Source organism: Halopseudomonas maritima (genome assembly GCF_021545785.1).
In the GTDB taxonomy this organism is placed as follows: domain Bacteria; phylum Pseudomonadota; class Gammaproteobacteria; order Pseudomonadales; family Pseudomonadaceae; genus Halopseudomonas; species Halopseudomonas maritima.
The window spans coordinates 2151038-2168961 of record NZ_CP079801.1; the positions used below are offsets into that span (position 1 = coordinate 2151038).

At 62.6% G+C, this 17924-nt stretch carries 22 protein-coding genes; 9 read left to right on the forward strand and 13 right to left on the reverse strand.

Annotation, left to right across the window (positions count from 1 at the left end):
* Positions 1-221 precede the first annotated feature (221 nt).
* The 4 genes from HV822_RS09865 (at position 222) to HV822_RS09880 (ending at position 3166) form a co-directional block, all read left to right on the forward strand.
* Positions 222-764, forward strand: a complete 543-nt coding sequence (locus HV822_RS09865) for a DUF924 family protein (protein WP_238869823.1) — start codon at positions 222-224, stop codon at positions 762-764.
* A 100-nt stretch (positions 765-864) separates the two neighbouring features.
* Positions 865-1689, forward strand: coding sequence for a PhzF family phenazine biosynthesis protein (locus tag HV822_RS09870; RefSeq protein WP_238869824.1), 825 nt, complete (start codon positions 865-867; stop codon positions 1687-1689).
* Between the two features lie 43 nt (positions 1690-1732).
* Positions 1733-2425, forward strand: coding sequence for an META domain-containing protein (locus tag HV822_RS09875; protein ID WP_238869825.1), 693 nt, complete (start codon positions 1733-1735; stop codon positions 2423-2425).
* Between the two features lie 159 nt (positions 2426-2584).
* On the forward strand, positions 2585-3166 hold the full coding sequence (locus HV822_RS09880; protein ID WP_238869826.1) for an NnrU family protein: 582 nt from the start codon (positions 2585-2587) through the stop codon (positions 3164-3166).
* Between the two features lie 477 nt (positions 3167-3643).
* On the opposite strand, the gene HV822_RS09885 is transcribed toward HV822_RS09880, so the two are convergent.
* The 3 genes from HV822_RS09885 to HV822_RS09895 form a co-directional block, all read right to left on the reverse strand.
* Complete coding sequence (locus HV822_RS09885; RefSeq protein ID WP_238869827.1) at positions 3644-4735, reverse strand: polyamine ABC transporter substrate-binding protein; 1092 nt, start codon at positions 4733-4735, stop codon at positions 3644-3646.
* A complete protein-coding gene (locus HV822_RS09890; RefSeq protein WP_238869828.1) occupies positions 4732-5784 on the reverse strand; it encodes a histone deacetylase family protein in 1053 nt (350 codons plus the stop codon). The genes HV822_RS09885 and HV822_RS09890 overlap by 4 nt, the downstream gene beginning before the upstream one ends.
* Before the next feature lie 133 nt (positions 5785-5917).
* On the reverse strand, positions 5918-6979 hold the full coding sequence (locus HV822_RS09895; RefSeq protein WP_238869829.1) for an AraC family transcriptional regulator: 1062 nt from the start codon (positions 6977-6979) through the stop codon (positions 5918-5920).
* Between the two features lie 161 nt (positions 6980-7140).
* Between HV822_RS09895 and HV822_RS09900 the strand changes: the two genes are divergently transcribed.
* Positions 7141-8271 (forward strand): SLAC1 family transporter, encoded by a 1131-nt coding sequence (locus tag HV822_RS09900; RefSeq protein WP_238869830.1) that lies wholly within the window; start codon positions 7141-7143, stop codon positions 8269-8271.
* A 76-nt stretch (positions 8272-8347) separates the two neighbouring features.
* On the forward strand, positions 8348-9994 hold the full coding sequence (locus HV822_RS09905; protein ID WP_238869831.1) for an FMN-binding glutamate synthase family protein: 1647 nt from the start codon (positions 8348-8350) through the stop codon (positions 9992-9994).
* Here the strand turns inward: HV822_RS09905 and HV822_RS09910 are convergent.
* Entirely contained in the window at positions 9958-10965 is a 1008-nt protein-coding gene (locus HV822_RS09910; RefSeq protein ID WP_238869832.1) for a DUF2891 domain-containing protein, read from the reverse strand. The two genes, HV822_RS09905 and HV822_RS09910, sit on opposite strands and share 37 nt — an antisense overlap.
* A gap of 1 nt (position 10966) precedes the next feature.
* Positions 10967-11395: a hypothetical protein gene (locus HV822_RS09915; RefSeq protein ID WP_238869833.1), complete on the reverse strand. Its 429-nt coding sequence runs from the start codon at positions 11393-11395 to the stop codon at positions 10967-10969.
* A gap of 90 nt (positions 11396-11485) precedes the next feature.
* Between HV822_RS09915 and pip the strand changes: the two genes are divergently transcribed.
* Positions 11486-12457, forward strand: a complete 972-nt coding sequence (gene pip, locus HV822_RS09920) for a prolyl aminopeptidase (RefSeq protein ID WP_238869834.1) — start codon at positions 11486-11488, stop codon at positions 12455-12457.
* A gap of 1 nt (position 12458) precedes the next feature.
* Entirely contained in the window at positions 12459-12896 is a 438-nt protein-coding gene (dtd, locus tag HV822_RS09925; protein ID WP_238869835.1) for a D-aminoacyl-tRNA deacylase, read from the forward strand.
* A 72-nt stretch (positions 12897-12968) separates the two neighbouring features.
* Here the strand turns inward: dtd and HV822_RS09930 are convergent, their stop codons facing one another.
* From HV822_RS09930 to HV822_RS09940, 3 genes are all read right to left on the reverse strand, one after another.
* Positions 12969-13313 carry a GlpM family protein gene (locus HV822_RS09930; RefSeq protein WP_238873582.1) on the reverse strand — a complete coding sequence of 115 codons (345 nt, stop codon included), beginning with the start codon at positions 13311-13313 and terminating at the stop codon, positions 12969-12971.
* A 179-nt stretch (positions 13314-13492) separates the two neighbouring features.
* On the reverse strand, positions 13493-14080 hold the full coding sequence (locus tag HV822_RS09935; RefSeq protein WP_238869836.1) for a 2-hydroxychromene-2-carboxylate isomerase: 588 nt from the start codon (positions 14078-14080) through the stop codon (positions 13493-13495).
* Positions 14081-14117: 37 nt separating this feature from the next.
* On the reverse strand, positions 14118-14849 hold the full coding sequence (locus HV822_RS09940) for an SDR family oxidoreductase (RefSeq protein WP_238869837.1): 732 nt from the start codon (positions 14847-14849) through the stop codon (positions 14118-14120).
* A gap of 108 nt (positions 14850-14957) precedes the next feature.
* Between HV822_RS09940 and HV822_RS09945 the strand changes: the two genes are divergently transcribed.
* A complete protein-coding gene (locus HV822_RS09945) occupies positions 14958-15437 on the forward strand; it encodes a winged helix-turn-helix transcriptional regulator (RefSeq protein ID WP_238869838.1) in 480 nt (159 codons plus the stop codon).
* 1 nt (position 15438) lies between these two features.
* Here HV822_RS09945 and HV822_RS09950 read toward each other — a convergent pair whose 3' ends face one another.
* From HV822_RS09950 to HV822_RS09970, 5 genes are all read right to left on the reverse strand, one after another.
* Complete coding sequence (locus HV822_RS09950) at positions 15439-15771, reverse strand: DMT family transporter (protein ID WP_238869839.1); 333 nt, start codon at positions 15769-15771, stop codon at positions 15439-15441.
* Between the two features lie 131 nt (positions 15772-15902).
* On the reverse strand, positions 15903-16283 hold the full coding sequence (locus HV822_RS09955) for a VOC family protein (RefSeq protein ID WP_238869840.1): 381 nt from the start codon (positions 16281-16283) through the stop codon (positions 15903-15905).
* A gap of 106 nt (positions 16284-16389) precedes the next feature.
* The gene (locus HV822_RS09960) at positions 16390-16812 is read right to left on the reverse strand and encodes a GFA family protein (RefSeq protein ID WP_238869841.1); all 423 of its coding nucleotides are present in this window, start codon (positions 16810-16812) and stop codon (positions 16390-16392) included.
* A gap of 57 nt (positions 16813-16869) precedes the next feature.
* On the reverse strand, positions 16870-17499 hold the full coding sequence (locus HV822_RS09965; RefSeq protein WP_238869842.1) for an SDR family oxidoreductase: 630 nt from the start codon (positions 17497-17499) through the stop codon (positions 16870-16872).
* Between the two features lie 47 nt (positions 17500-17546).
* Entirely contained in the window at positions 17547-17849 is a 303-nt protein-coding gene (locus HV822_RS09970; RefSeq protein WP_238869843.1) for a DUF2845 domain-containing protein, read from the reverse strand.
* Between the last annotated feature and the right edge of the window lie 75 nt (positions 17850-17924).

Consider the following 17924-nt stretch of genomic DNA (forward strand, 5'->3'; position numbering starts at 1 on the left):
CTGGAGTTAATGCATAAAAGTGCCGATCAGAGGTTCATCCTGAGCGGGCAATGTGATGGGCTGATGACTCAGCAGGCGCGCATAATACCCAAGATTTGAATTGATGTCTAAAAAGTGAACAGCGCGCCAGCTGTGGTTTATGCTGGCGGCAGGCGGCTGATAGGGCGTCTCCGGCTGCGGTTTGCCCGGGCCTGTAGTGAAAATGCCCAAGGGGGATGTGAGTGACGGCGGTGGAAGAGGTGATCGAGTTCTGGTTTGGTGAGCTCAAGCCGGTGCAGTGGTGGCGGGTAGACCCTGGCCTGGATCGTTTTATGCGCGAGCGATTTGCGTCGTTGCATGGGCGCGCCGAGCGTGGCGAGCTGATGAACTGGCGTGGTACGGCGCTGGGGCGGTTGGCCGAGATCATTGTGCTTGACCAGTTTTCGCGCAATATCTGGCGTGACACCCCACGTGCCTTTGCCAGCGATGGCATCGCTCTGGTACTGGCCCAGGAGGCGGTTGCTGCCGGCTATGACCAGCAACTGCCAATCAAGCTGCGCGCGTTTATGTACATGCCCTTCATGCACAGTGAGTCTCTGGTCATTCACGAGCAGGCGCTGATGCTGTTCAGTGCACCGGGTCTGGAGGACAACCTGCGATCGGAGCGTCAGCACCTGGAAATCCTGAAGCGCTTCGGCCGCTATCCGCATCGTAACGAGGTGCTGCTGCGACCCTCCACGGCCGCAGAGTCGGCCTTCCTGCGCACCGAAGGGCGCGGCTTCTGACCGGGGCGGCGCAACTGTACTCCTCTCTTCACCCTCGACTGTGCCGCTGCCCTGTGGCCCAGCCGGGGTAGGTTGACCCTTTTGCCGCTGGAGCTGCACGATGAAACTACCTCTTTATCAAGTCGACGCGTTTACCGATCGCCTGTTTGGCGGCAACTATGCGGCGGTTGTGCCGCTGTCATGCTGGCTGCCCGATACCCTGCTCCAGGCCATCGCGGCCGAGAACAATGTCTCGGAGACCGCTTTTCTGGTCGAGCAGCAGCCTGGCCACTTTGCGATTCGCTGGTTTTCACCGCTGGCTGAAATCGACTTCTGCGGCCACGCGACCCTGGCCAGTGCGCATGTTGTGTTCAGCCGTGACCCGGCTTGCCAGCAGCTGACCTTCAGCGCGCCAGCGGTGGGTGAGCTGGAGCTGCGCCGCGGCGAAGGTGGCTTGATTCAGATGTCCGCTCCGCGGCTGCCGCCGGTCGCGGTCTCGCAGGTGCCACCGGAGCTGCTGGCGGGGCTGTCGCTGCCGCCGGAGGAGGTGCTGGTCAGTGATCAGGCCTGGTTTGCGGTATACGCAGACGAACGCGCGGTGCGTTCACTGCAGGCTGACCCGCAGCTGCTGACGCGTCTGGCGCCGCGGGACGTGGTTGTTACGGCGCCAGGACGTGAGGTGGATTTTGTCTCGCGTTATTTCTGGCCCGCCAATGGTGGGCTGGAGGATATGGTTACCGGCTCCATCCATGCGGGGCTGGCACCGCTGTGGGCTGAGCGCCTGGGCCGGCGCACGCTGCGTGCCTATCAGGCCTCGGCGCGTGGCGGGTATCTGTACTGCGAGGTGGCGGATGAGCGGGTGCTGATCAGCGGGCACACGGTGCTCTATCTGGAGGGCGTCATTCACCTGCCAGACGGATTGCAGGGTGCTCAGAACGCCGGCTGAGGCTATGCTTGGACGGTATTCACCTTCATCAAGGAGTTAAACGATGATTCAACGCCAAGGTTTGGCGGCGACGCTGCTGCTGACTGGCCTGCTGGCTGGTTGTGCGGGCCTGTACGAGACCGACCAGTCCCCGCCTCCACCGCCCCCGGCTGAGCAGGGGTTGCCCAGCAACGGAGTGATGATCCTGCAGTGCGGCGGTATTCCGCTGCGGGTCACCCTGCACGATGAAGAGGCGCTGATCGAGGCCATGCAGGGGCAGTACATTCTTAAGCGCGTAGCCAGCGCGTCGGGCGCCCGCTATGTGGCACCGGATGACAGCACGACCAGTTTCTGGAACCAGGGAGCCAAGGGCATGCTTACTATCAAGGGCGAAACCTTTCCCGAATGCGAACCGGCCAGTGCGCTGGTGTTGCAGGCCGGTGAATGGGTGGTTGAGGACATCAATCGTCAGGGCATCATCGACAGCTCGCGGATGACGCTGCGCTTCGGTAACGACGGCCGTGTTTCCGGGCTGGCCAGCTGCAACAACTACGTAGGCGCCTATGAGCTCAATGGTCAGCAGCTTGGCTTCAGCCAACTGACCAGTACCCGCAAGGCCTGTGCACCAGCGCTGAACGGGCAGGAGACCAAGTTCCTGAAAGCACTGGAGAACGTCACTCGCTTCCACCTGGATAACACCGGCGCCCTGGTGCTGGAAACCAGCGACGGGGGGACGGTGACCGCACGTTTGCAGTAACCATAGGGGCTCTGCCATTTTGTTCGCCCGCCTGCCGCTGGCAGGTGGGTAAACGAAACCGCCCAGACCCTGGCGCCGTAGCCCGAACCCCGGGCTGCTGCCGGGATAAAGATAAAGGGACGCTGATAGATCCCTGACAATAATGAATGGAGTTCCGTGATGCTGTTGCTGATACTGGGTCTGCTGCTGTTTCTGGGCATGCACTCTGCCCGCCTGTTTGCCGCTGACAAGCGCGCCTCGTTCATTGCCAGCAACGGGCCGCTGGCCTGGAAAGGGCTGTACGCGCTGGTGTCGATTGTCGGTTTTGTGTTGATCATCTACGGTTACGGCCAGGCCCGTATGAGCCCGACCTGGCTGTGGATCTCGCCGGTCTGGACGCGCCATCTGGCCGCGCTGCTGACCATTCCCGCGTTTATTCTGATCGTTGCGACCTACATTCCCGGTTCCTGCATCAAGGCGCGCATCGGTCATCCGATGCTGCTGGGCGTGAAGTTCTGGGCGCTGGCGCATCTGATTGCCAACGGTTCGCTGGCCGACCTGTTGCTGTTTGGCGGCTTTCTTGCCTGGGCGACCGCGTTGTTCGTGGTTTCACGCAAGCGTGACCGGGCCGCCGGTGTCAGCTACGGCAAGGGCAAGCCGGTGATGGATGCGGTGGTGGTTGTGGTCGGCCTGGTCGCCTGGGCGGCTTTTGCCTTCTACCTGCATGGCGCCTGGATCGGGGTCAAACCGATGGGGGTGTGATTCCGTCAGACACGAAAAACCCGCAGTGATGCGGGTTTTTTGTTGGTTGATCGGGGGTTTTTGAGGTGATCTTCACTTTCGGTTGACTGCTTTCTGTACCGGGCTGTTGTCGAGCCAGCTTTTCGCCTTCCCGGCGAGCCAAGGGGGCTGCTTGCCCAGCCCCCCTTGGCGATCCCCCGGGGCACCCGACTACGCGGCCCTGCGGGTTCGCTGCGTTGCTCGATTTATCGGGGTGGCCGGCGAGGTGAGCCACAAAACTCGGGGGCTCCGCCCCCTCAGACATCCTGTGGCTCTTTTTCCCGACAAATCTGCGCTACTCGCCCGCGTAAACGGGACGAACCCCGGTGCCCACTCCACCATGCGAGCATGTGGCAAAACGCTCTGGATTTGTACTACGGCGTATCTCCTGTGCCTGATCGGAAAATCAACAAAAAACCGCATCACTGCGGTTTTTTGTTGGCTAGGACAGCTCCGGTCTTACTGCCCGGTCTTGATCCGGTTCCAGGCACGTGTGCGCACGCGCTCTGCAGACAATGGCAGCGGCTTGAGGGTGAACAGGCGAGCCTGTACCTCAGCCGGCGGGTAGGCGCCAGGGTTGTTGCGCAGGCTGTCGTTGACCAGTTCGGTGGCTGCCGCGTTGGGGTTGGCGTAGCCCACCAGGTTGCTGATCTCAGCTACTACCTCCGGCTTGAGCAGATAGTTGATAAAGGCGTGGGCGGCTGCCGGGTTGGGTGCGTCCTGCGGAATCGCCATCAGGTCGAACCAGACCTGTGCCCCTTCTTTCGGAATGCGGTACTCGACGTGCACGCCGTTGTCGGCTTCCTGTGCGCGGGCGTTGGCCTGCAGGATGCTGCCAGACCAGGCAACCGCAACGCAGATCTCGCCGTTAGCCAGATCGTTGAGGAAGCGCGAAGAGTTGAAGTAGCGCACGTAGGGCTGGATTTTGCTCATCATGGCGACGGCTGCGTCGTAGTCCTCGCGCTTGGTGCTGTTCGGGTCCAGGCCCAGGTAGTGCAGGGCGCCGGGCAGAATCTCTGAGGGCGAGTCGAGGAAGGCAACGCCGCATTCGGCCAGCTTCTCCATGTTCGCGGGGTCGAAGACCAGCGCCCAGGAGTCGACCGGGGCGTCCTCACCGAGCACCGCGCGCACCTTCTCCGGGTTGTAGCCGATACCGTTGGTGCCCCACATGTAGGGCACGGCGTACTGGTTGCCCGGGTCGCTGCCTTCGAGCACCTTCATCAGGTCGGCATTGAGGTTGCCGAGGTTCGGCAGCAGGCTCTTGTCCAGCGGCTGAAAGGCACCGGCCTGACGTTGCTTGGCGAGGAAGCTGTCGCTGGGCACCACCACGTCATAGCCCGACTGGCCTGACAGCAGCTTGGCTTCCAGCACCTCGTTGGAGTCGAAGGTGTCCAGTGTCGGGGCGATGCCGGTTTCGGTCTGGAAGCCGTCCAGCGTGGCCTGCGGGGTGTAGTCGAACCAGTTGTAGATCTTCACCTGGTCGGCGGCCAACGCACTGAACGACAGTGCGGCCAGCGGGGCGATCAGTCCCCATTTGTTTGCCAGTTTCATTGGGCTTCTCCCTGGGTGGTGACAGTCGCGTCAAAAGCGGTGAGGACGTTGACGGCGTTGATGCCGATTTCTTCCACGGCGTAGCCGCCCTCCATGACAAACAGCGTGGGCAGCCCGAGCCCGGCGATCAGCTCGCCCATTTTCAGGTAGTCGGGGCTGTCGAGCTTGAAGCTGGAAATCGGGTCGGCCAGGTAGGTGTCTACGCCGAGCGAGACGATCAGGTAATCGGCGCCGAACCCGGCGATCTGCCGCAGCGCATCGCGCAGCGCCTGCGACCAGGCACGCCAGTCGCTGCCGGCGGGCAACGGGTAGTTGTGGTTGTAGCCAAGGCCGGTGCCTTCGCCGCGCTCGTCGGCGTAGCCGGCAAAGCACGGGTACTCGTTGCGCGGATCGCCGTGAATCGAGGTGAATAGCACGTCAGGGCGCTGGTAGAAGATGTCCTGGGTGCCGTTGCCGTGGTGGAAGTCGACATCAAGGATGGCGACCTTACTGGCGCCTTGATCCAGCATGGCCTGCGCGGCGATGGCCGCGTTGTTCAGGTAGCAGTAGCCGCCCATGTAGTCGATACCGGCGTGGTGACCGGGCGGACGGCATAGGGCAAAGGCGCTGTGAGCCCCTGCACACAGGTGTGCCTGGGCGCTGAGCGCGACCTGCGCGCTGCTGTAGATCGCCTGCCAGCTGCCGGCGGTCAGCGGCGCACCGGCATCAAAGCTGTAGTAGCCAAGCTGGCCGTCGATGTCCTCTGGGCAGCGGGCTGGCATGCGGCGTGGCGGCCAGGCCAGTGGCAGCATGTCGTGCTCTCGGCCCAGTGCGCTCCAGCGCTCCCAGGCGTGCTGGATAAAGTCGACAAAATCCGGGCTGTGGATGCGCTTGATCGGTGCCAGGCCAAAGTCCTGTGGCCCGTTGATCGGCCCCAATCCGGTTCGTTTTACCTGCTCCAGCACCATATCGGCGCGTGAGGGCTTCTCGAAGCAGGGCATAAGCTGGCCGTTGTTCAGCTCGGCGTTGGCGTGGTGCTGACGATGGTCGTCGCTGTAGAACGTCTGCATGTGAAATCCTGTGGTTGGTGGCTCGGTTGCCATTGATCATGGAGCGCACTCGGGCCGCAGGAAATGCTGCAGAGGGACAGAAAAGGGATCGAAACGGACAGGCGTTTGACCGCCGAAATCCGTTTCGCTCAGCTCAGAACGGGGCGTGCCGGTGTTGCTGACTCTGCCGCCAGGCACGCGGCGTGGTGCCGGACCAGCGCTGAAACGCGTGGCGGAAACTGGCCGTTTCACTAAAGCCCAGCTGCTCGGCGATGGCGTAGACCGGTAGCTGTTCCCTGTTGAGCAGCAGCTTGGCGCGCTGAAAGCGCAGCCGGTCCAGCAACTGCTGGTAACCGCATCCGGAGCGCCGCAGGTGGCGCCGCAGGGTACGGGTGGTGCAGTGCAGCTGCGTTGCCAATTGCTCCAGCGTGGGGGGGGACTCCAGTTGCTGTTCCAGCTGGGCGCTGAGCTGGCTGACCAGGGGTGACGGCTCCGGGCGGAAGCTGTCCTGCACACTCTGGCAGTAGCGCCTGGCCTCAAGGTGCGTAACCGGCTCGGCGAGCGGCAACGGTGCGTTCAGGGTGCCCGACGCGAATACCAGGCGCTCGGCGTCCGCATTGCTCACTACGGGGCATTTGCCAAAGTAACGTGCATAGTCGGCGCTGTGTTCCGGCGCCTTGCTGCTCAGGTGCACCGCACTGAGCTGCAAATGCGCTCCCAGTGCGTCATCCAGCATGGCCTTGATCGATGACAGGCACAGCTCCACGTTGAACAGTTGCAGCGCCGGTGAGGCGTGATAGTCGTCAGCGCGCAGGGCCAACTGGCCGTCAGGTAGCGTTTCCAGCTGCAGGCGAAAGTAGCTGCCCAGCAGCACCGGAAAGGCCAGCATCACCTGCAGCGCATCAAGCAGGGTGGGGGCCGAGAGCATGGCGTAGCCCAGCTGCCCATAGGCCGAAACGCGCATGCGCTGGCCCAGTTTCAGGCCGACCAGCGGGTCGCCGGCCAGGGCCACGGTGTTGGCGAAGACCTGTTGCTCCTGCTCCGGTGTAATCAGCCGCGCGGGTGTTTGCAGATCGTTCGGGCAGAGCCCGGAGCCAGCCAGTAGCGGCTCGATGGGTTGCTGCTGCTCCTGCAGCCAGACTGCGATCAGGCAGGTGCTTTGCAGGCTGATCAGTCGGTGGTCTGGCGCCTGACAGGCAAGATCGGAAGGCGTCATGGTGTTGTTCTCGTGTGACTGCTTACTCTAGTCAAGCACAAAGAGTGCCAGCCGATGTGCCTCCTTTATTCGGTAAAGCCGATAACGAATACAGGAAATACGCGCTTATATCGATTTTAAAGGTGCTTAGAATGGTTTTGCATTTCGACCGGAGAGCCACCATGCCACGTCTGTATCCCAACCCCGCGCAGTTGCGCCCGCTGCATCAACTGGATAGCCCGCGCGAAGTCATCCGCCAATTCACGCCCAACTGGTTTGCTGTGGTTATGGGTACCGGCATTCTGGCTCTGGCCTTGCCGCAGCTGGGTGCTCCGGCACTGGGGCAGGGGCTGTGGGTGGCCAATCTGTTGCTATTCGCCTTGTTCTGCGTGCTCTACGCATTGCGCTGGCTGTGCTACTTCGACCAGGCGCGGCGCATCTTTGGTCATGCGACGGTGTCGATGTTCATCGGCACCATCCCCATGGCGCTGGCAACGCTGCTGAACGGGTTGCCGAGCTACGGTGTGGCGCTGTGGGGCGAGGAGGTGCTGGCGTTGATGCTACCGGTCTGGTGGCTGGACGTGGCGCTGGCACTGGCTTGTGGGGTAGGGATTCCGTATCTGATGTTTACCCGTCAGGAGCACAGCATCGATCAGATGACAGCGGTCTGGCTGCTGCCGGTGGTTGCCGCCGAGGTGGCCGCGGCCAGCGGCGGACTGATGATTCCCTTGTTGCCGCCGACCGACGCCTATGTGGTGCTGATTACCAGCTATGTGCTTTGGGCCTGTTCGGTGCCGGTGGCTCTGAGCATCCTGGTGATCCTGTTGCTGCGCATGGCGGTGCACAAGTTGCCGACACCCAATATGGCGGCGTCCAGCCTGTTGGCGCTGGGGCCGCTCGGTACCGGCGCATTGGGTCTGTTGCTGCTGGGAGATGACGCCAGCACGGTGTTTGCTGCCCAGGGGCTGGCTGGGGTGGGCGCCGTGGCGCAGGGGCTTGGTGTGATGGGTGGCCTGCTGCTATGGGGGCTGGGGTTGTGGTGGTTGTTGCTGGCGCTACTGATTCTGGGGCGCTATCTGCGCGACGGCATCCCGTTCAACCTGGGCTGGTGGGCCTTTACCTTCCCGCTGGGGGTCTATGCGCTGGCCACGCTGAAGTTGGCCGAGGTGCTGGAGCTGGTGTTTTTCAGCCTGTTTGGGCAGGTGCTGGTGGTCGCCCTGACGCTGCTCTGGCTGCTGGTGATGAGCAGCACCCTGCGCGGTGCCTGGCGTGGCGAGTTGTTTAATGCGCCTTGCCTTGAGGCGGTGCGGTAACGCACCGACCGTGCAGCCATGTCGGGTATATGCTATCAATCGTCAGGCCTGATGTACCGACGATAAGGACGGCTGCATGCGCCTCACTGCATTACCGCTACGTTTTCTCACCTGGCTGCTCTGCGTGCTGGGTGCCCTGTTTACTCTGGCCCTGACCCTGCTGTCGCCACTCTGGTGGCTGCTGGCCGCGCCGCTGCTGGCGCTGGCCCTGCTGGGGCTCTGGGATGTCTGTCAGCGGCGCCATACCATCAGCCGCAACTACCCGGTGCTGGCGCATTTTCGTTATTTTCTGGAATCCATCGGCCCGGAACTGCGTCAGTATTTCATTCAGTCCGATACCGACGAGTTGCCGTTCTCCCGCGAGCAGCGCAGTGTGATTTATCAGCGCGCCAAGAATGTGCTCGACAAGAAGCCCTTTGGTTCGCTCAACCGCATGAACGAAGAGGGCTACGAGTGGCTCAACCACTCGTTGGCGCCGGTGCGTATTGCCGACAGCAACTTCCGTGTGCGGGTAGGTAGCCACCCCGACACCACCCAGCCCTACGATGTCAGCGTGTTCAATATCTCCGCCATGAGCTTCGGCTCGCTGTCGGCCAACGCCATTCTGGCCCTTAACACCGGTGCCCGAAAAGGCGGCTTCTACCACGACACCGGCGAAGGTTCGATCTCCCGTTATCACCTGCGCCCGGGCGGCGACCTGGTCTGGGAGATCGGTTCTGGCTACTTTGGCTGCCGCAGCGCCGAGGGCGGCTTTGATGCGGAGCTGTTCGAGCGCAATGCGCGGTTGCCGCAGGTCAAGATGATCGAGATCAAGCTGTCGCAGGGCGCCAAGCCGGGCCACGGCGGTATCCTGCCAGGGGCCAAGGTGTCGCCGGAGATTGCCGAGGCCCGCGGCGTGCCCGTGGGCGAAGATGTGGTGTCGCCGGCCAGCCATTCTGCATTTTCCACACCGCTGGAGTTGATGGACTTTATCGGCCAGCTGCGGGCGCTGTCTGGCGGCAAGCCGGTGGGTTTCAAACTGGCGATTGGTCATCCGTGGGAATGGTTTGGCATCGTTAAAGCGATGCTGGAAACCGGTCAGCATCCGGACTTTATTGTGGTCGATGGCGGTGAGGGTGGCACCGGTGCGGCGCCGCTGGAGTTCATCAACCGCCTGGGTACGCCGATGACCGACGGCCTGCTGCTGGTGCACAACACCCTGGTTGGCGCCAACCTGCGCGAGAAGATTCACCTGGGCGCTGCCGGCAAAATCACCACCGCCTTCAATATCGCCCGCACCCTGGCGGTTGGCGCCGATTGGTGCAACGCGGCGCGTGGCTATATGTTTGCCCTCGGTTGTATCCAGAGCCTGAGCTGCCACAGCGACAAGTGCCCGAGCGGGGTCGCCACCCAGGACCCGAGCCGCAGTGCGCGGCTGGATGTGGCCGACAAGAGCGAGCGGGTTTATCACTTCCATCGCAATACCGTGCTGGCGCTGTCGCACATGCTGGAGGCGGCTGGTTTGCAGCACCCGAGCGAGCTGGGGCCGGAGCATGTTATTCGCCGCGTCTCGCGCTACGAGGTGCGCCCTTACAGCGAGCTGTTCGAGTTTCTCGAGCCGGGTGTGCTGCTCGATGGCCGCGCCGGGCTGCACCTGTTCAAGAAGTATTGGGCGCAGGCCCGCGCCGACAGCTTTGCGCCGCCGGATTACATGCTCAGGTTGCGCGAGACCAAGCTGCGCTGAGCCTGCTGCGCCAGCAGGGCAAAAGTGGCCAGCCAGTGGCTGCCCATGTAGTCGTCCTGCAGGTGATTCAGCGCCGCGTGCAGGTGCGCCTCGGCGGTGGCCTGCAGCTGCGGCACGCTCTGCGCCAGCAGAAACCAGCACCAGGCGCGGCTGAGGTTGAGGCCGTCCAGATGCGCCAGCTTGCCGTCGCTGCGCTCAACCACGCTGACGGGCTGGAACAGGGTGGCGGGCTGCCCGCTCGCCAGCTGCGGCAAGAACGCCGCCAGCCAGGGGCCGAAGGCCTCTGACGACATCAGCCGCTGCATCAGCACCGCCTGCTGCAGGCTGGGGGAGAGAAAGTCTTCACCACCGGGTTCGCCCCAGGCCGGGCAGGCCACGTCATTGGCAAACCACTCCAGACTACGTTGGTGCAGCAGCTCCGCCAGCGCCGGGTCCTGCGCGCTGCTGGCGTAGTCCAGGGCCAGCAGCAGGGCGAAGGCGGTGTTGTTGTGCTGACCGCTGCGAATCGGATAGGGCAGGCGCGGCAGGTAGTCCATCAGCCGCTCACGCACTAGCATCGCCAGCGGCTGCAGAGTGCGCGCCGCGTGGCTTGCCGCCGGCTCGTTGCTGATCAGCAGCTCTGCCTGTAGTTTCAGTAACCAGGCCCAGCCGTAGGGCCGCTCGAAGCCTGCGCCCTGACGTTCAAACGTCGCTATCTCGGCCGCGACGGCGGCGCTGTTGAACTGCTGCAGTCGCTGGCGGATGGCCTCTGCCTCGGCCAGCTGCGGCGCGGCGTTGAGCGCCTGCACCAGCAGCCAGTGGCTGTGCACGCAGGAGTGCCAGTCGTAGCTTCCGCAAAACAGCGGGTGGGCCTGCTCCGGGGGGAGCCAGTCGCTGGCGCTTTTGAGTTTTTGCGGGCCGCTATGGGGGTAGACCTGGGTGATATGCCCCAGAGCGATGCGCGCCAGCGCAGCGTAATCGGGCGTGTGCATCTCAGCGAACCGGCTGCCAGTCGAGGCTGCGCAGCAGCCACTCGCCGTCGTCGTCCAGCCACACCAACTTGAGATCGTACTGGCCGGCGCTATTGGGGATAAAACGCTCGGCGCCGGTCAGGGTGACACGGGCGCTACTGTCGGCGCGCTCCGGGTAGCCGGGATCGATGTCGGTTTGCTGGCTGGTCACCAGCACGCCGATGCGCTGGTTGCGCAAGAACATCAGCTGCAGAGTGCGCCCTGCCCATTCAGTGTCGTACTCGTCCTGGGCGCTGAATTCGGGGTGCAGTAGCGCCAGCACGGCGCTGCGGTCGCGCTCTTCAATAGCGCTCTGGAAGTCTTCAATGGCCTGATTCAGGCGTGCATCCGGGCTGGATGGGCCGCAGCCGGCGAGGCCGAGCAGCAGGGTCAGTGCAAGCAGCAAACGCATAGGTGACAGCGGCCTCGCGGGTCAGTAATGTGGGGCTTTCCAACGTGAGGTGAGCGGCGCCGGCGCCTGCTCAGGCCAGGGAGCCCCATCATGCAGCTGTTGTACCCGGAGATCAAACCCTACGCCCGCCACGAGCTGGCGGTAACACCACCCCATGTGCTCTACGCCGATGAAAGCGGTCAGCCGGACGGGCTGCCAGTGGTGTTTATCCACGGTGGGCCGGGTGCCGGTTGTGATGCCCTGAGTCGGCGCTTCTTCGACCCGTCGCTGTACCGCATAGTGACCTTTGATCAGCGCGGCTGTGGCCGCTCCACACCGCACGGCAGCCTGGAGCACAACACCACCGCTGACCTGGTGGCGGACATGGAAGCGCTGCGTGAGCACCTGGGCATCGACAAGTGGGTTCTGTTTGGTGGCTCCTGGGGCTCTACCCTGGCGCTGGCCTATGCCCAGGCGCACCCTGAGCGGGTAGTGGGCATGGTGCTGCGCGGCATCTTCCTGTGCCGTGAGCAGGACATTCACTGGTTCTACCAGGAGGGCGCCAGCCACGTGTTCCCGGACTACTGGGAAGACTACCTGAGCCTGATTCCGCAGGAAGAACGGCACGACATGGTTGCGGCCTACTATCGGCGCTTGACCGGCGACGATGAAATCTGCCGCATGCACGCCGCCAAGGCCTGGTCTGTCTGGGAGGGGCGCTGCGCCACCTTGCGTCCGAGCCCACAGGTGATCGAGCGCTTCAGCGATGCCCGCCGCGCCTACGCCATCGCCCGCATCGAATGCCATTACTTCGCCAACAAGACCTTCCTGGAGCCGGACCAGTTGCTCAACAACATGGAGCGTATTGCGCATATTCCGGGCATCATCGTGCATGGCCGCTACGACATGGTCTGCCCTTTGGACAACGCCCATGCCCTGCATCAGCGCTGGCCCGGCAGTGAGCTGAATATCATCCGCGACGCGGGCCACGCCGCTTCCGAACCCGGCATTGCCGATGCGCTGGTACGTGCCACGGGCGATATGGCGCGCCAGCTGCTCAACCTGACACCGCAGGCCGAGTGAGATGAAAGGATTGCTGCAACGGGTCAGTCAGGCCCGGGTTGAGGTGGACGGGGAGATTGTCGGCTCGATTGATCAGGGGCTGCTGGTGCTGGTCGGTATCGAGCCGCAGGACTTTGAGGCCACTGCCGACAAGCTGCTCAAGCGGCTGCTCGAATACCGTGTGTTCACCGATGCTGACGGGCGCATGAACGATTCCCTGACCGACGTGCAGGGTGGGCTGCTGCTGGTGTCCCAGTTCACGCTGGCCGCCGACACCCGCAAGGGGCGTCGCCCCGGCTTCTCTACCGCCGCGCCACCGGATCGCGCCGAGGCGCTGTTCGATTATCTGGTTGCACAGGCCCGCGCTCTGCACCCGCAAGTGGCAACCGGCCGCTTTGGTGCCGATATGCAGGTGCATCTGGTCAACGATGGTCCGGTCACCTTCCTGCTTGAAGTCTGAATCATCGCCTAGCGTAAGGTGGACACCGCTAAAGGCGTGTCCACCGACGAGTGCGGCGCAGACACTGCCTGCTCAGACAGCCGGATACATTCGCGTCCACACGCCCAGCAGCAGCCCGGCCGCGACCGCCCAGGCCAGCGCGCCAACAGCCAGCGTCACCACTAGCGTGAAGCGTTCACTTAGCACCACAATCGACAACAGATACGCCGCATAGGGCAGCAACGACCAGAGACCGAAAATCGCAGTGCTGCGCAGGTCGCTGGCCAGTCGCTCGCTGCCCACAATGTAGTGGGCAATGATGGCGAACGTCGGGAACAGCGGCACCAGCCCGGCAATATAGAAACTTCTGGTTTTTGCCAGCAGTGCAATCATCAGCACGGCGAGCGCACCCAGCACACACTTGAGCGCAAGGGACAGCATTCGAGTATCCAGAGGAAAGGGTGGGACAGGGAATCCCTGAGCAGGGGCAGGACGCCGGAACACTGCTCATCGCTGGAGAATGTAGGCTTCGCCGGGTTGGTCGTCAATGGCTTTCAGTGGGCCTGTTCGGGCCAGACGACTGACGGCAGCGGCGGGCTGCCGTCAGCCTTGTTTCTTCAACCGCGTGCGGCTGCCTCGACCCAGTCCAGACGGTCCTGGCCGAAGAACATTTCACCCTCGACAAAGCAGGTTGGTGCGCCGAACACACCACGGCCAATCGCTTCCTCTGTCGCCTGTTTTAGTTGCTCCTTGACGGCCGGGTCGCTGGCCTTGGCCATCACCTCGGCCGGGTCAAAGCCGGCTTCTACCAGCACCTGGCCCACCACCTGCGGTTCACCCATGTTCAGCTCGCGGACCCACATAGCCTCGAAAATGGCCTTCAGCAGGCGGTCGAACTCGGCGCTGCCCTGATACGCGGTGATGCCGCGCATCAGTTGCAGGGTGTTGATCGGAAAGAAGGGGTTTTGATTCAGGGTGACGCCGTAGCGGTTGGCGAAGCGCTGCATATCGATACGCGAGTAGGCGCCCTTGGCCGGCACGGTGGCCGGAGAGCTGTTGCCGGTCGCCATAAAGACGCCGCCCAGCAGCATTGGCTTGAGCACCAGGGTGGCGCCGGTGCGCTCGGCGATGACGGGCAGCTGACGCCAGGCCAGATAGCTGGCGGGGCTGCCGACGTCGAAGTAGAACTCGATGGTTTTGCTCATGGGTTTCTCTCTTGGCAGGGGATTAATCGGCGCTTCCTTAAAAGGTTTCCAGCCAGGGCCGCAGATCCAGTTCATGGGTCCAGCTGTCGCGCGGCTGGGCGTGAATCGCCCAATACTGGTCGGCGATATGATCGGGGTTGAGGATGCCATCCTGGTCTTTCAGGGCATAGCGCTCGGGAAAGTTGTCGCGAATAAAGGCGGTGTCGATTGCCCCGTCGATGATTGGGTGGGCAACGTGAATGCCCTGCGGGCCGAGTTCGCGAGCCATGCTCTGGGCCAGCGCGCGCAGTGCAAACTTGGCGCCGGCAAAGGCCGAGAAGCCCGAGCCGCCGCGCAGCGAGGCGGTGGCACCGGTGAAGATGATGGTGCCCTTGCCACGCGGTAGCATCACCTTGGCGGCCTCGCGCCCGGTGAGAAAGCCGGCAAAGCCTGCCATTTCCCAGACCTTGCGATAGACGCGCGCGGTGGTTTCGGTAATGCCAAAGCGCACGTTGGCGCCAATGTTGAAGATGGCAACCTCCACCGGGCCAATCTCACGCTCGATCTGCTCGAACAGCCCCACCATTTCCTCTTCGCTGCGGGCGTCACAGCCAAAGGCATGGGCCTTGCCGCCGTCAGCTTCGATTTGGTTGACCAGTTCGGTCAGGCTTTCGGCGTTGCGGCGGGTCACGCAGAGGGTAAAGCCTTCACGGGCAAAGCGGCGGGCTATAGCGCCACCGGTGGCGTCACCGGCGCCGATGACAACGGCTACAGGGGCGGGTGTGGTCATGGCAAAGTCCTCAGTTATCTATGGTTCTTTTTTGGAACTGACTCGATAGTGGGTTTCATTTTGGAACTTGTCAAACTATTCTTGCGTTCTGACTCGGAGGATTTATTCATGCGCTGGGAAGAACTTGGCGACCAACCCTGCTCCATGTCCCGCACGCTTGCTGTGGTTGGCGACCGCTGGACGCTGCTGATTCTGCGCGACTGCTTTTTAGGTGTGCGGCGCTTCGATGCCTTTGAGCGGCGTATCGGCCTGACCCGCCACCTGCTGGCTGACCGTTTGAAAAAACTGGTCGAACATGAGGTGCTGGTCAAGGTGCCCTACCAGCAAAAACCGCTGCGTGAGGAATATCGGCTGACCGATAAGGGGCTGGCCCTGCATCCGGTGATTCTCTCGCTGGTCAGCTGGGGCGACACCTGGATGGCCGATGAGCGTGGCGCGCCCATCGAGCATTACCACAAGGGCTGTGGTCAGCGCATGAAACCGGTAATGGTGTGCTCTGAATGCGCCGAGTCGGTGGGTGCGCGGGATATCGAAGCACGGCCCGCCGCGGCCTTTGGTGAGGATGCACAGCGGCTGGTGGCGGGCTGAGTCAGTGCCCGGCGGTGTTAGAAAACAGGTTGATGACCATAACGCCGCTGATGATCAGGCCCATGCCGATCAGTGCAGGTAGGTCGAGCTTCTGGCCGTACAGTAGCCAGGCCACAACCGATATGAGTACCACGCCCACCCCGGACCAGATGGCATAGGCAATGCCCACCGGAATGGTCTTTAGCGTTAACGACAGAAAGTAGAACGAGACCAGATAGTCAACTATTACAACCACCGATGGCAGCGGTTTGGTGAAGCCTGTGCTGGCTTTCAGGGCGGAAGTGGCAATCACTTCGGACACAATGGCTATGATCAGGTAGACCCAGTGGTTCATGCGTATCGCCTCGGTTGGTCAGGCGATGTTACGCAGGCTGCTGACGCAGGAACAGACTGTTTTTCTGCGGCGGGTTGTGCGCAATCCGGCGGCTGCGAAAGCCGCCGAACTGCTCAAGGCAAGGACTTGCCTCAGGGCATGCGGTACATGGCGCAGAGCTTGTTGCCGGCCGGGTCACGCAGATAGGCCAGATACAGCTTCATGCCGTTGCCCTCACGGACACCCGGCGGATCCTCACAGTCGGTGCCGCCGTTGGCCAGGCCGGCTGCGTGCCAGGCGTCGGCCTGTTCCGGGCTTTCCATGGCAAAGCCGATGGTGCTGCCGTTGCCGCAGGATGCGGGCTGGCCGTCGATCGGTTTGGTGATGGCAAATACGCCGGTGGGCGTCATGTAGAAGATACGGCCCTTGGGGTCAGCAAAGCCGGGTTTGCAGCCGGTAACGCCCAGAGTGGCATCGTAGAACGCCTTGGACTTTTCGAGGTCATCGGCGCCAAGCATGATGTGACTGAACATCGGGTGATCCTTCTTGTTGTGTTGTTTTGGTGTATCCAAGAGTCCAGCGAAGCGCGCGTGCCGTCAATGCCTCCGAAGGGGGAGATTGACGGGCCATAAGGATGACTTATTCGGCGCCGTGCAGGGCAAACAGCTCCTCGCCGGTGAGTTGCAGGGTCGGCTGGGCAAAACCGTAGTAGCTCGGCTTCTGATCGATAAAGACCTCGCGATTCAAATCCCAGCCTTGCTGTTCGTCAAACAGCCCGACCGGTATGGCGTAGAAAGCTTGCTCGCGCAGCCGATAGAACAGGTGCGTGCCGCAAACCTTGCAGAAGCCCCGCTCGGCCCAGTCTGATGAAGCGTAAACGCCAATCTGGGCTTCGCCGTTGAAGGTGACCTGATCCTCGCACTCCACCGCCAGCAGCGGCCCGCCGCCCCAGCGTCGGCAGGTGGTGCAGTGGCAGGCACCCACATCGCGTTGCGCGAGCTTGGTACTCACAGTGACCGCGCCGCACAGGCAGTGGCCGCTCAGGCTGATTTGACTGGACATGGGAGACTCCGCTGGTGGCTGTTGTATTACCTTAGCAGGCGTCGGGCATCCCGCCTGTCAGGCGATCAGCTCAGCGAACGGCGTCGCACCTTGATACAGCTCGTAGACCGTGTTCTTGCTTTGCCCGCTCTTGAGCACATGGGCAATGATGCGCGCGGTGTCGGCGCGGGTGATGTGTTGTTGCTGCGGATCTTCCGGGCGGCGGGTGGTGATGCAGCCGGTGGCACTGTCATCGGTCAGCCGGCCTGGGCGCAGGATGGTGTAGGGCACGCAGGAGCGTTGCAGGTACTCATCGGCAAAGCACTTGGCGACCAGGTAGGGTTTGATTGGCGAGTTGCCGCGGTCCGGGTTATCGGCGCCGCGCGTGCTGACCATGACAAAGTGCTTCACGTGGTGCTTGAGCGCGTAGTCGACCGCTTTGCGGGCGGCCCACAGATCGATCAGCAGGGTCTTGTCCGGGCCGGTGCTGGCGCCCGAGCCGGCGGTAAAGACCACCCGGTCGCAACCGGCAAACGCCTGCTCGAAGTTGCCTTCCAGGTCACCCTCAATAATCTCGATACCCTTGAGGTCGGCCAGCTTGGCTGGGTTGCGTGCCAAGGCCGCTGTCTCCAGGCCCGCTTGCTGCAAGAGTGGGAGCAATTGGCGGCCAATCTGGCCGGTGCTGCCGATTACCAGTGTCTTGCCCATCTGGGTATATCCTCGTCTGTTATTTGGTGCGCATGTTGTTATTGAGTTCAGCGAATGCGGGTGATGCGCTGCAAACGATTGCCCTCGAACTCCAGACTGTAGTGGTTGCGGTTGATCTTGTAGATCCACTCTTCGATGTTCATGACCCGAATGCGGTCGCCGTAGACCAGGCTGTCTACGTAGCCTATGACCTGACGCGATAGCGGCGGGCCGCAGGCCTGTTCAACCTCAAACATCAGATCGTCTTCATCGACAATATCGGTGCCGCAGCGCAACGCGTGCGCTGGCAGGCTGACGGCCATCAGTGCGCCGACAAGTGCCAGAGTGCGGCAGGGGAAGGTGGAGGGCATGTAGTGGTCCTGGGGAGCGGCGGAACCTTGATAGTCCCACCGCTTTTGGTCCGCATGCAAGGCCCGCTGGCGATC